Below are 13,644 nucleotides of genomic sequence, written 5' to 3'. Positions count from 1 at the left end.
GAAAATGATACGCGACATTGCCCTTACTTTGCTTGGTGGTAAGGCCGTTTCGGTGGTAGATTACGGGGTTTACTTTGATAGCTGATTTCACTTGGTTTATGCGCGTTTTCATCCAATTTTTGATCCTTGGGGTCAGCGGCTTGATCCTCGCAGGCTGTGATGCCTCCACGGACCAACGTGCGGCCGACAATCGTGGCTTTGTTTTTTGTGGCCCGGGCCAGCCCACCACGTTTAACCCTCAATTGACCGACGGCGGCCTGACGGCCGATACCTTATCGAGCCAGCTTTACGATCGCCTTTTGCGTCTAAACCCTAAGACGTATCAGCCCGAACCCATGTTGGCGAAAAGCTGGGAAGTCAGCGAGGACGGTAAAACCTACACGTTCTCTCTGCGACGGGGCGTTGCGTTTCATCGCAGTGTGCAGTTTACGCCGTCACGCTACCTCAACGCTGATGATGTGGTCTTTTCGTTTCGCCGTCTCATCGACAACAATCACCCTTATCATCCTGTCTCCGGTGGCCAGTACCCTTGGTTTGATAGCATGGACTTCTCGGGGTTATTGAAAGACGTAAAAGCTTTGGACACTTATCGCGTTCAATTTACGCTCTCACGCCCTGATGTGTCTTTTTTATCCACTTTGGCAACCAACTTTTCGGTGATCCTCTCGAAAGAGTATGCGGATCAACTTCTTACTGCTGGCACCCCAGAAAAAATAGATACCTATCCGGTCGGTACTGGCCCATTTGCACTGGCAGAGTTTCAACCACGCGAATTTATTCGCTTGCGTCGCCATTGGCAATATTGGCAGGGCCCAGCACCCATGGAGCAGGTGGTATTTGACGTCTCAACGCGTGGCACAGGCACCTTAGCAAAAATGCTGACTGGTGAGTGCGATGTGCTCGCCTCGCCGGTTGCTAGTCAATTGCCTGTGGTCGTCGATGACAAGCGTTTTCATTTGTCATCTCAAACCGGCATGAACGTCGCCTTTATCTCTTTGAATACCCGTCATCCGGCCTTGTCTGAAGTGGAAGTCCGTCAAGCGATTAATCTAGCCATTGATCGCAATGCCCTACTCAGCTCGGTGTATTACGGCACTGGCGCACCGGCCACCAGTTTGCTGCCGCCCATGTCGTGGGCTTACGATCCCAACAGCCAAACCGAATACAACCCGAAATTGGCCGCCGCACTCCTTGCTAAAGCGGGCTATCGCCAAGGTTTTAGCGTTGATTTGACCGTGCCAATGAAACCCACCGCTTTTAACCCGAGCCCACGAAAAACGGCGGAACTGATTCAAGCCGATTTAGGGGCGATTGGTATTCGCGTCAATATTATTCCGGAGAAAACAGTCAACCGCGTGGCTATTCGCGAAGGCGATGATGCGCATGACATGGTGCTGACCGGCTGGGTGGCAGACAATGGCGATCCGGACACCTTTTTGCGTCCACTACTGACATGCAATGCAAAGTTTACTGGCTGGAATATGTCAAACTGGTGCAACCGCTACTTTGATCAAAAACTCAATGAAGCGATTGCGACGGAAGATACCGAGGCGCGCAAGGCCTTGTATATCGAAGCACAAACCATTCTAAATCGTCGTATGCCCGTCGTACCTTTAGCGCATGGCATTCAACATCAAGTGCGTGACGCAAGTCTAAAAGGCTTAACCATGACGCCATTTGGCGCCGACAGCTTTGCTGACGTATCTCGGGGGCGCTAATGCTGATTTATACCTTACGACGCCTCAATCTGTTCCTCATCACCTTGGTGATCCTCACCTTGGTTGGCTACAATATTATGCTGTTGGCGCCTGACTCAGTGTGGCATGGCTTTGATTACTGGATTGGCTGGTTATATTACCTACGCCAATTAGTGGAGGGGCATTTAGGCATGGCCGCTAACGGCGAGCCGGTAATGGTCACCCTTGCGCATGTCGCCCCAGCCACCTTGGAGCTATGCCTTGCCGCATTGGTGATAAGCTTTGTGGTTGGCGTGCCACTCGGCACCTTAGCGGGCCTGCGCAGTCAAGGGCCAACAGATAAGCTGATCTCATCGCTCGCTGTGGTGGTTTTTTCAATTCCCACCTTCTGGCTGGCTATTTTGTTTATCATGCTGTTTTCGCTCGACTTACAGTGGTTTCCTGTGTCTGGGCGCTATAATCTTTTGTATGAGATCCCTCATATTACCGGCTTTGCGTTGGTGGATTTATGGCTGTCGGATTTACCGCTTCAAGGCAAAGTCGCCACTGATATCATGCGTCATCTCGCCTTGCCAACGCTGACACTGGCGGTGGTGCCCACCACGGAAATCATCAAAATGGTGCGCAACTCGATGGCGCATGTGATGAGCCAAAATTACATCAAAGCCGCTGCGACTAAGGGCCTGTCTAAAACCGAGATCGTGTTGCGTCATGGCATGAAAAACGCCATTCCACCCATTATTCCTAATTTTGGTTTATTGGTATCAACCATGGTCACATTCGTGATCATTGTGGAGTCGGTATTTAACTGGCCGGGAATTGGTCGTTGGCTATTAGATGCCCTGATCGCAAAAGACTACGCGTCTGTTCAAGCTGGCGTTCTGGTGATTGGTGGCTTTGTGTTACTGATAAATATCATTTCAGATGTTGTGGGTGCGTTTATGAACCCTCTAGTAAGGAAGGAATGGTATGCCCTCAAATAATGTCTATGTCGAGCAGCATATTCCCACCCAGCTCGAGCGATCGTGGGCGGCATTTCGTCGTAACAAGCTGGCCGTGATTGGTTTTTGGTGCCTTGTCGGCTTGATCTTGGTGACGATATTCGCTCCCTTATTAGCGCCTTGGAGCCCACAGCATCAAACCGGTCACCTGTTGATGGCGCCGTCTTGGGTGCAGTCGGGTCAAATTGAATACTTCTTGGGCACAGACGATCTGACCCGCGATATGCTCTCTCGCCTAATCGCCGGCTCACGTTTAACCTTTGGCTATGCGCTGATGGTGGCGATTGGCGCGGGTATTGTCGGTGTGGGCATTGGGGTGCTAGCTGGCATGACGAAGGGGCTAAAGTCGAGCTTTTTGAACCATATTCTCGACAGCATCCTCTCGATTCCTTCGCTGTTGCTTGCCATCATTGTGGTCGCTTTTTTAGGGGTGGGAGAAATGCAGGTGCTACTTGCAGTCTGGCTCTCTCTGATCCCTCGTATTATTCGTGCGGTGTATACCGCCGTACACAATGAGATAGAGAAAGACTACATCATTGCCGCGCGCCTTGATGGTGCCAACGACTTTTATCTGCTCTATCACTCCATTTTCCCGAATATGGCGGTGGTGCTGAGCACTGAAATGACCCGAGCAATTTCCGTCGCCATTCTTGATATTGCAGCATTAGGCTTTTTGGGCCTCGGCGCCCAGCCACCCGCACCGGAATGGGGCGCGATGCTGGGTGATTCGGTCGAACTCATTTTTACCGCGCCTTGGACAGTTACACTCCCGGGAATGGCCATTGCGTTTAGCGTTTTGGTTGTTAACCTTGTTGGTGAAGGGGTCAGCCAAGCTATCAACGCAGGAACAGAATAATGCCGTTATTAGATATTCGTCACCTGACCATTGAGATCGACACCCCGCAAGGGATGGTGAAAGCGGTTGACCGTATGAGCCTAACCATCAATGACGGAGAGATCCGTGGCTTAGTGGGAGAGTCTGGCTCAGGAAAAAGTTTGGTCGCCAAAGCCATTTGTGGGGTTACCAAAGATAGCTGGCATGTGAGCGCCGACCGGTTACGATTAGGTAATATCGATCTACTTGAGCTTCCAGCACGAGAACGTCGTCATGTGGTCGGTAAAGACATTGCGATGATCTTTCAAGAGCCCTCGACCTGTTTAGACCCCTCTGAGGTCGTCGGGCATCAGCTGGAAGAGGCCATTCCGCCTGCCTCGTTTTCAGGTAGCTGGTGGCAACGTTTAAACTGGCGCAAACAGCACTCGATTGCCTTATTGCATAAAGTGGGCATCAAAGATCATAAACGGGTGATGGACAGCTATCCGTATGAGCTCACCGATGGGGAATGCCAGAAAGTGATGATTGCGATGGCGATTGCCAATCGCCCTCGCCTGTTGATCGCTGATGAGCCAACTAACGACCTCGATCCTATCACTCAATCGCAGATTTTCCGGTTACTCAGTCGTACCAATCAGCTTTCTAACACCACCATTTTGCTGATCAGTCACGACTTAACCTTAGTGACGCAGTGGGCGGATCGTATTACCGTGATGTATTGCGGCCAATCGGTTGAATCAGGCAACCGTGAGCAAATACTTACCACGCCGCATCATCCCTACACGGATGCTTTGCTGCGTGCGATGCCCGATTTCAGCCAAGATATTCCCCATAAAAGTAAATTGGAAACATTACCGGGATCGATTCCTCCGTTACAGCACTTACCGATTGGTTGTCGCTTGGGACCTCGGTGCCCTTACGCGCAACGTAAATGTGTTGAAGTGCCGCATACACAGAAAATCAAAAACCATAAGTTTGCCTGCCACTTCCCATTAAATATGGAGAATAAAAATGACCGCTCTTCTTGAAGTCGACGGGTTAAGCAAAGATTATTACCACCGCACTGGCTGGCTAAGAAAACGCGTCACCCATGCGGTGAAGCCCGTTTCTTTCCAGCTAGAAGTCGGCGAAACCATCGCTTTTGTAGGGGAAAATGGCTCGGGAAAATCGACCCTAGCACGTATGATTGCAGGCGTGATCGAACCAACATCGGGGCAGATTCGGGTCAATGGTGAAGAGCTGACGTTCAAAGATTACCAAACCCGCTGCAAGCTCATTCGCATGATCTTTCAAGATCCCAATACCTCGCTCAATCCAAGAAACCAGATCGGGCAAATTCTTGAAGGACCGCTGAGACGAAATACCAATATGACGCCGCAAGAGCGAGGCAAGCGCGTTAAAGAAACCCTGCTGCGGGTTGGTCTGTTACCTGAGCATGCCTACTTTTACCCGCAGATGCTCGCAACGGGGCAAAAGCAGCGCGTGTCGCTGGCACGTGCGTTAATCTTGCAACCGAGTGTGATTGTGGCCGATGAAGCCTTGAACGGGTTAGATATGTCAATGCGCTCACAGATCATCAACTTGCTACTCGAGCTCCAAGAAGAGATGGGACTGTCGTATGTTTACGTGTCTCAACATATGGGCGTGATTAAGCATGTCACCGACAAGGTGATGGTGATGCAAAAAGGGGAAGTGGTCGAATCAGGTAGCACAGAGTCCTTATTCGCCAATCCTCAGCATACATTGACCCAGCGTCTGATCGATAGTCACTTTACTGCGCCCATCCTCGATAGACGCTCGCGTAAATCTGCGTCGACGCGTACCTAGCCTTATCGCTGATCCAGTCACGATAAAGGCCACACATGTGGCCTTTATTATCTCAAGCAGTTTTGCGCCTGATGTTACGCTAAACTTTGATTGATTTGTGCAAGGACGGCCGCCGGGTCATCGGCTTGTGTAATCGGACGCCCAATCACTAAGTAGTCGGAACCCGCTGCAACAGCTTGTTCTGGGGTCATAATTCGGCGCTGATCACCAGCCGCACTGCCCACAGGTCGGATCCCGGGCGTCACCAACTTAAAGGCATCGCCACACTGGGCTTTCAGCAAACTGGATTCTTGCGCTGAACACACCACACCATCCAATCCCGACTGTTGCGTCAGCTTGGCAAGGTGCTGTACCTGCGCTTGTGGTGAGCGTTGTACCCCACTTTGGCACAAATCCGCGTCCGTCATGCTGGTCAATACGGTAACGCCGATAAGCAATGGACGGTTGCCGCCATATGGCTCAAGCGCTTCACGTGCTGCAATCATCATCCGCTCACCACCTGAGGCATGAACGTTCACCATCCATACCCCTAGCTCTGCCGCGGCTGCAACCGCTTTCGCACACGTGTTCGGAATATCGTGAAACTTCAGGTCAAGAAAGACATCATGACCGTATGCGTGTAATTGTTTAACCAATGCAGGCCCAAATAAGGTGAACATTTCTTTGCCCACTTTTAAACGACACGAGCCCGGCTCAATTTTATCCACAAAGGCCAATGCTTGATTCATGTCTGCATAATCTAAGGCGACGATGACTTTCGGGTCTTGCATTATTGCTCCTGATTCCTTCACAAGGTTGTTATTCTCGCACTCCGCGTGCTCCCCAGCTGTCTCAGCCATTCGCGGTGACAGCAAGATAAAAAAACGGCGATGCCACTGCATCGCCATTATTCCCCATCCAAGCCCCGAATTGGCTTAATCGCTCCCCAGTTTTTACATGAGGGGCATTGCCAATAAAGCGCATGGGTGGAAAAGCCACACTTACGACAACGGTAATGCGGCTTAACTTTAATCTGTTCTGCAACAAGGTCTTTGAGGGTATTGAGGCTGGCTTTCGCGCGCCCCTCTTCCGCCTGTTCCACATGGTATTCCATCAGCTTGTGGAAACCACGCATAGTCGGGTTACGGGTTAGTTGGCGGGTCAGGAAGCTTTGTGCCATCGCGAGGTTCTCATTGGCACTGATCACCTCTGAAAGCATCAGTTCAGCGCTGACGCCGGCTTTTTTCTCAATACATTCTTTTAAGAAACGGACAAGCTGCATTTCGCGTCCCAAGGCGCGATAACTTTGCGCGAGAAGCGGTAAAGCCTCGCTGACAAAATCAGCATCTTGCTCGAGAATGTTTTCCAGCTGCTTAATCGCCCCTTTATAGTCCTCGTGCTGAATATCAAGCTTGGCTAGCATCAGACTGGCTCTGACACAGCCTTTATCATAGGACAGGGCGCGACGTAGCAGTTGACGTGCTTTGTGCTCATTCCCCTCACCCATCTGCTGCATCGCTAACTCACAGTGAAAGTGAGCAATGTCTTTGCGCAGTTTGCTCTTACCCAATTTAACCAGTTTGGCCGCGGTGTCTATCGCTTGTTCCCACTCACGTGTTTGCTGGAAAATCGCTAAAAGCTGTTGCAGTGCAAACTCTTTATAGTCAGGCTCATCGACCAATTTGACAAAGATTTTCTCTGCGCGGTCGAAAAAGCCCGCCACCATGTAGTCTTTCGCCAACTGTTGCATGGCGAGATTACGTTGGTCGAGGGTCAGGTTAGGACGAGCAATGAGGTTTTGGTGAATGCGGATCGCTCTGTCGACTTCGCCGCGAGAGCGAAACAGGTTACCCAACGCGAGGTGAGTATCAATCGTTTCATTATCGACTTGGAGCAGTTCAATAAAGAGATCGACCGCTTTATCCGACTGCTCAGACAGCAGTAGATTGAGTCCCGTGACATACTGACGAGACAGATGATGTGACTGTTCTTGCCGTCGATGACGAGCATTCCTGTTACCCATATACCAGCCGTAACCGGCCGCTATTGGCAATAACAGAAACAACAGCTCTAGCATGAATTAATGTTCCTTAAGCGGATCCGTACGCAATTTATCAAGTTCTTTGCGTTGTTTCTCTACCTGCTTACGCAATCCTCGCGCCGTTAAGCGCGCTTTGAGGTACAGCGCTCCACATACCAGCCAGCCTATGCCAAAGCCAATGACAAAGACAATGCCCAAGATGACTGACAGCTTAAATTCACCTTGCGCGATAAGATAGTTAAAGCTAATCACTTCTTGGTTTTGCGCTCCCAGCGCCAAGGTGATCAAAAAGCATAACACCAGAAACAGAATGCCGAGTATTTTCACAAGTATTCCCTCATTGCGAAAGGCCTAGCGCCCCATCAATCATGATAAACCTGCCAGATGCGAGGCATCTGTCACTGTGATAGTTCCTGTGAGTTAAGCCAAGCTGCGCACCGTATTAAAGGTGTGCGTGTATCAAGGCGTAACATCCGGCGCCTGACCTTGTGATGACTGGTACGAGATCTCACACAGGAGGTATGATTATGCAGGAAATTCATCACGCAAGCTATGATCGATAGACATAAAAAAACGGCACACCTACAGCATGCCGTTTTTTTCAGCGCACATCGCTTAACTGTAAATGTTAACGCGATCGCGAAGTTCCTTACCCGGTTTAAAATGCGGAACGTACTTACCGTCCAATTCCACTTTTTCGCCCGTTTTAGGATTACGCCCCACACGAGGCGCACGATAATGCAGTGAGAAACTACCAAAACCACGGATCTCGATGCGGTCACCGCTCTCGAGTGTGGTCGCCATGTGCTCAAGGATTTCCTTGATGGCATCCTCTACCTGCTTTGCAGATAGATGGGTTTGCTGACTACAGAGCCTTTCAATCAACTCAGATTTGGTCATAAACACCCCGCTTTAGTATGTTTCTCAACAGTATAAATGCAGAGAGGGAAAATTTCCCCCTCTTATTGTGCATTATTCGCTCTTCGCTGCTTTGAACGCGTCAGCCATAGCGTTACCGAACGCGCCTTCTTCGGCTTTGTTCAGGCTAGCCATTGCTTCTTGCTCGTCAGCTTCGTCTTTCAGACGTACAGACAGGTTCAGAACGCGGTTCTTACGGTCAACACCGGTGAACTTCGCTTCAACACTGTCACCAACAGCAAGTACTTGAGTCGCGTCTTCAACACGATCACGAGCCGCTTCAGAAGCACGCAGGTAACCTTCAACACCTTCTGCTAGCTCAACAGTTGCGCCTTTCGCGTCAACAGCAGTCACTGTACCGTTAACGATAGCACCTTTTTTGTTGGCTGCCAGATAGTTGTTGAATGGGTCTTCTTCCATTTGCTTGATGCCCAGTGAGATACGCTCACGCTCAGCATCAACCTGAAGAACCACTGCAGAGATCTCGTCACCTTTCTTGTATTCGCGAACGGCTTCTTCGCCAGCCACGTTCCAAGAAATATCAGACAGGTGAACCAGACCGTCGATGCCGCCGTCTAGACCGATGAAGATACCGAAGTCAGTGATTGACTTGATCTTACCAGTTACACGATCGCCTTTGTTCTGAGTTTCAGCGAATTGCTGCCATGGGTTGGCTTTACACTGTTTCAGACCTAGGCTGATGCGACGACGCTCTTCGTCGATGTCCAGAACCATAACTTCAACTTCGTCACCCACGTTAACCACTTTAGATGGGTGGATGTTTTTGTTGGTCCAGTCCATTTCAGACACGTGTACCAGACCTTCAACGCCTTCTTCGATTTCAACGAAGCAGCCGTAGTCAGTTAGGTTGGTTACGCGACCAGTCAGCTTGTGACCTTCTGGGTAACGGTTAGCAATTGCTACCCATGGATCTTCACCCAGTTGCTTCAGGCCTAGTGATACGCGAGTGCGCTCACGGTCAAACTTCAGAACTTTAACGTTGATTTCGTCACCAACATTAACGATTTCTGATGGGTGCTTAACGCGCTTCCACGCCATGTCAGTGATGTGAAGCAGGCCGTCAACGCCGCCCAGATCAACGAACGCACCGTAGTCAGTCAGGTTCTTAACGATACCTTTAACTTCCATGCCTTCTTGCAGAGAAGCTAGCAGCTCGTCACGCTCAACGCTGTTTTCTGACTCGATAACCGCACGACGAGAAACAACAACGTTGTTGCGCTTCTGGTCAAGCTTGATTACTTTGAACTCGAGCTCTTTGCCTTCCAGGTGAGAAGTGTCACGTACTGGACGAACGTCAACCAGTGAACCCGGTAGGAACGCACGGATGCCGTTCAGTTCTACGGTGAAACCACCTTTCACTTTACCGTTGATGATACCCATCACGGTTTCAGCTTCTTCGTACGCTTTCTCTAGCTGGATCCAAGCTTCGTGACGCTTAGCTTTCTCACGAGAAAGCTGAGTTTCACCGAAACCGTCTTCCACTGCGTCCAGGGCTACGTCTACTTGACCGCCAACTTCAATTTCAAGTTCGCCAGCAGCGTTCTTGAATTGGTCAGCTGGGATAGCAGATTCAGATTTCAGGCCTGCGTCAACCAGAACGAAACCGTTCTCGATAGCAACAACAGTACCCTTAACAATAGAACCTGGGCGAGTTTCGATTTCTTTTAGAGACTCTTCAAAGAGTTGAGCAAAAGATTCAGTCATTATATTTAAATCTTCAATTTGATAAACGTCCACGGGTATCCTACCGCATGGGGTTGTTAAATATGTTAGCCATCATCCTTGCAGCTAACGGTTATAGACTGCTTATGCAGCCGATAATTTGCTTTCAATAAACGCCAGCGCTTGCTCGATCACCTCGTCAATTGACAGTGAGGTTGAATCTAGCACCAATGCATCTGGCGCGGGGCGCAATGGTGCCACCGCTCGGTTGCGGTCACGGTCATCACGCTCTTGAATTTCACTTAAAAGGCGGTCAAAGGTAACATTAACCCCCTTTTCTTGCAACTGCTGCTGACGGCGGCGGGCACGCTCTTGTGCACTGGCATCTAAGAATATTTTCACTTCGGCCTGCGGAAAGACCACGGTGCCCATATCACGGCCATCGGCAATCAATCCCGGCTCACCGGCAAACGCACGTTGACGACGCAACAGTGCTTCACGCACACGTGGTAACGCGGCAACTTTTGACGCCTGATTCCCGACTTGTTCGGTACGTAGCGTCGCGGAAACGTCTTCGCCTTCCAGAATCACTTTTACCAGCTCACCTTCGGCGATGAACTGTACATCTAGGTTAGCAGCCAATGGCACTAATGCATCTTCTGAGGTGGTGTCCACATCATGGTGAATCGCAGCCAATGCCAATACACGGTATATCGCGCCAGAATCCAACAAATGCCACTGCAGTTTTTCTGCCAGTCGCATACATAAGGTTCCCTTTCCAGCACCACTTGGGCCATCTACTGTAATAACAGGCGCCTGTGTCGGCATAAATCTCTCCACATTTGGTTGAGTGCGTCGACGTTGCGCTATCCAAGCGCCCTCATACAAAGGGAAGCAACGCCGATAAATCGGCGCTTATTATAGAAGAAAGCGAGGAGGAAATCACCGCCACCGTCAGTTTATCCGTACGTATGGCGGTGGGATATTCAAGACTGACTAATGGCCGCAAGTTTTTCGAAGTAGTCTGGGAACGTTTTTGACGTACAACCCGGGTCATTAATGGTAACTGGCGTGTCGCTCAACGCCACCAGCGAGAAGCACATCGCCATCCGGTGATCGTCATAGGTATCGATCGCCGCATGAGTGAGCTGCTGAGGCGGTTCAATGTAAAGGTAATCATCTCCCTCTTCGACCACCGCCCCCACTTTTTTCAACTCGGTTGCCATCGCATGTAAGCGGTCGGTTTCTTTTACTCGCCAATTGTAAACGTTACGAATACGCGTGGGGCCTTTGGCAAACAGCGCCGCTACCCCAATAGTCATGGCCGCGTCAGGGATGTGGTTGAAGTCCATGTCCACACCATGAAGCTTTCCTTTGCGTGCAATGACGTAATCATCACCCCACTCGATGTCAGCGCCCATTGCCGCTAACGCATCGGCAAATTGGATATCACCTTGCACACTATGACGACCAATACCAGTGACCTTCACGGCACCGCCTTTAATGGCCGCAGCCGCGAGGAAGTAAGAAGCCGATGACGCATCGCCTTCTACCATCAGATGGTCTGGCGATTGATAGCGTTGCCCCGCCGGAACCACAAACCGCTGATAGTTATCGTTATGTACCTCGACGCCAAACTGGGCCATGATCGCCAAGGTAATATCAATGTAGGGTTTCGATACCAAGTCGCCTTTAATGGTGATCCGCGTTTCTTCACGCGCTAACGGCGCGGCCATCAACAGGGCGGTTAAAAATTGGCTAGAAATACTGCCATCGATACTGACATCGCCGCCAGCGAGACCCGTGCCTTTAATATGTAATGGTGGGTAGCCTTCGCTCTCTAAATAGCGAACCTCTGCCCCTATGGCATTGAGTGCCTCCACAAGGTGGCCAATGGGACGCTCTTTCATGCGCGGCTCACCGGTTAGAGTGATCTCACCTTCACCCAAACACAGCGCGGCCGTTAATGGACGCATGGCCGTACCAGCATTGCCTAAAAACAGCTCCAGTGGAGTTTGGGTATGAAAGGCTTGTCCCAACCCTTCCACAACACATTCAGTGCGATCGTCAGACAGCTGATAAGACACGCCTAAGTCAGTAAATGCATTGAGCATATGACGCACATCGTCACTGTTGAGCAGGTTGGTTAAGCGCGTCGTACCGGATGCTAGCGCGGCCAGCAGTAAAGCGCGATTAGATACACTCTTTGAGCCGGGAAGGTTAATGTAACCATCGATATGAGAGATCGGGGAAAGTGTCAGTTGCTCCATTCTGGTTTAATTTCCGTGATGCTTTGTGCAACCAGAGTAACCAAAATACAAGCCATCTCACAATTATTATTTTTATCAAAGTAGAAACAAAAACGTCCCAGACCCAAAAAGCGGCTGGGACGCAAACCGTTTTACACCATGTTAGGCGTATTTTTTCTCAAACTTCACCATGAAGTCGACTAATGCCTGAACCCCTTCAAGGGACATTGCATTATAGATTGACGCGCGCATTCCTCCGACATCTCGATGCCCTTTCAGCGCGTGCAATCCATGCTCCATCGCTTCGGCGAGGAAGGTGTCGTCCAGCTCACTGTTAGCGAGTTGGAAAGGCACATTCATCAGTGAGCGATTATCTGGGTGAACATCATTGCGATAGAAAGAAGAGTTATCGATGCAATCGTACAACAGCGCCGCTTTTTGCTGATTGTGCGCATAAATAGCCTCAACTCCCCCTCTCTTTTTCAGCCATTTAAAGACTTCTGCTGCCAGATACCAAGCAAAGGTGGGTGGTGTATTGAACATGGATTCTTTATCGGCCAAGACTTTGTAGTTCAGCACACTCGGCAACACATCTTTAGCAAGGTGTAATAAATCATCACGCACAATCACCAAGGTCAGCCCCGCCGGACCGATATTCTTCTGCGCCCCCGCATAGATCACGCCGTACTTAGACACATCTATCGGGCGAGAGAGAATGTTCGATGACATATCTGCCACGATGGGTTTGTTGGTTTCCGGCAGATCCGTGATTTCAATCCCATCAATGGTTTCATTGGGGCAAAAATGCACATATGCGGCATCATCACTTAACAACCACTCGTTTGCCGGCAGGATAGCGCGTTTACCATCACGCTCGCGCGTCACATTGATCACATTGGGAGTGCAGTAGCGCTTGGCCTCTTTGACGGCACTCGTCGCCCAGTAACCACCATCGACATAGTCAGCAATGGTGTTGTTACCCAGTAAGTTCATGGGTACCGCCGCAAACTGAGCGCGTGCGCCACCTTGGCAAAAGAGAATGTGATAATTGTCTGGGATCACCAGTAGTTCACGTAAATCTTGCTCTGATTGACGAGCAATGGCTAAAAACTCTTTACTGCGATGAGAGATTTCCATCACCGAGGTGCCAAGACCGTTCCAATTGGTGAATTCTTTTTGTGCTTTAAGCATTACCTCGCGGGGAAGCATCGCGGGTCCGGCAGAAAAATTGTATACCTTGTCCATGTTGTGGAGGGGCTCCTGCTGTTTTTTATCTGCAAGACGTATCTCACGTTATGACGAAGATACATCGTTGAAAGGCGTAGCTACTGATTTAACACGTTTGCATGGGCTTTGGAAATATAGCGCGTAAAAAAGGGCGCAGATCACTGCACCCTTTTATTGTTTTATGATT

At 50.1% G+C, this 13,644-nt stretch carries 13 protein-coding genes; 5 read left to right on the top strand and 8 right to left on the bottom strand.

What is annotated here, in order from left to right:
- Positions 1-98 precede the first annotated feature (98 nt).
- From sapA to N7E60_RS05500, 5 genes are read left to right on the top strand one after another with little or no spacing between them, the layout of a single operon-like run.
- A complete protein-coding gene (gene sapA, locus N7E60_RS05520) occupies positions 99-1,718 on the top strand; it encodes an ABC transporter substrate-binding protein SapA (protein ID WP_096627843.1) in 1,620 nt (539 codons plus the stop codon).
- A complete protein-coding gene (locus N7E60_RS05515) occupies positions 1,718-2,680 on the top strand; it encodes an ABC transporter permease (RefSeq protein WP_069588888.1) in 963 nt (320 codons plus the stop codon). Before sapA ends, N7E60_RS05515 begins: the two co-directional genes overlap by 1 nt.
- On the top strand, positions 2,667-3,554 hold the full coding sequence (sapC, locus tag N7E60_RS05510; RefSeq protein WP_069588887.1) for a putrescine export ABC transporter permease SapC: 888 nt from the start codon (positions 2,667-2,669) through the stop codon (positions 3,552-3,554). Before N7E60_RS05515 ends, sapC begins: the two co-directional genes overlap by 14 nt.
- Entirely contained in the window at positions 3,554-4,561 is a 1,008-nt protein-coding gene (locus N7E60_RS05505) for a peptide ABC transporter ATP-binding protein (RefSeq protein ID WP_069588884.1), read from the top strand. The genes sapC and N7E60_RS05505 overlap by 1 nt, the downstream gene beginning before the upstream one ends.
- A complete protein-coding gene (locus tag N7E60_RS05500) occupies positions 4,545-5,360 on the top strand; it encodes a peptide ABC transporter ATP-binding protein (RefSeq protein ID WP_077641074.1) in 816 nt (271 codons plus the stop codon). Before N7E60_RS05505 ends, N7E60_RS05500 begins: the two co-directional genes overlap by 17 nt.
- A gap of 74 nt (positions 5,361-5,434) precedes the next feature.
- On the opposite strand, the gene pyrF is transcribed toward N7E60_RS05500, so the two are convergent.
- From pyrF to serC, 8 genes are all read right to left on the bottom strand, one after another.
- Positions 5,435-6,130, bottom strand: a complete 696-nt coding sequence (gene pyrF / locus N7E60_RS05495; RefSeq protein ID WP_269598323.1) for an orotidine-5'-phosphate decarboxylase — start codon at positions 6,128-6,130, stop codon at positions 5,435-5,437.
- A 116-nt stretch (positions 6,131-6,246) separates the two neighbouring features.
- Positions 6,247-7,416 (bottom strand): lipopolysaccharide assembly protein LapB, encoded by a 1,170-nt coding sequence (lapB, locus tag N7E60_RS05490; protein ID WP_069588879.1) that lies wholly within the window; start codon positions 7,414-7,416, stop codon positions 6,247-6,249.
- A gap of 3 nt (positions 7,417-7,419) precedes the next feature.
- Positions 7,420-7,707, bottom strand: coding sequence for a LapA family protein (locus N7E60_RS05485; protein WP_269598322.1), 288 nt, complete (start codon positions 7,705-7,707; stop codon positions 7,420-7,422).
- 288 nt (positions 7,708-7,995) lie between these two features.
- On the bottom strand, positions 7,996-8,280 hold the full coding sequence (gene ihfB, locus N7E60_RS05480; protein ID WP_069588875.1) for an integration host factor subunit beta: 285 nt from the start codon (positions 8,278-8,280) through the stop codon (positions 7,996-7,998).
- 72 nt (positions 8,281-8,352) lie between these two features.
- Positions 8,353-10,023 carry a 30S ribosomal protein S1 gene (rpsA, locus tag N7E60_RS05475; RefSeq protein WP_069588938.1) on the bottom strand — a complete coding sequence of 557 codons (1,671 nt, stop codon included), beginning with the start codon at positions 10,021-10,023 and terminating at the stop codon, positions 8,353-8,355.
- Positions 10,024-10,125: 102 nt separating this feature from the next.
- A complete protein-coding gene (gene cmk / locus N7E60_RS05470) occupies positions 10,126-10,809 on the bottom strand; it encodes a (d)CMP kinase (protein WP_069588873.1) in 684 nt (227 codons plus the stop codon).
- A gap of 158 nt (positions 10,810-10,967) precedes the next feature.
- A complete protein-coding gene (gene aroA, locus N7E60_RS05465) occupies positions 10,968-12,251 on the bottom strand; it encodes a 3-phosphoshikimate 1-carboxyvinyltransferase (RefSeq protein WP_269598320.1) in 1,284 nt (427 codons plus the stop codon).
- A gap of 141 nt (positions 12,252-12,392) precedes the next feature.
- Entirely contained in the window at positions 12,393-13,475 is a 1,083-nt protein-coding gene (serC, locus tag N7E60_RS05460) for a 3-phosphoserine/phosphohydroxythreonine transaminase (protein WP_077675816.1), read from the bottom strand.
- Positions 13,476-13,644 lie beyond the last annotated feature (169 nt).

The sequence above is a fragment of the Salinivibrio proteolyticus genome, assembly GCF_027286365.1.
GTDB lineage: Bacteria > Pseudomonadota > Gammaproteobacteria > Enterobacterales > Vibrionaceae > Salinivibrio > Salinivibrio proteolyticus.
Note: the sequence above shows the minus strand (reverse complement) of the source record. Positions and strands in the feature narration are given on the sequence as shown.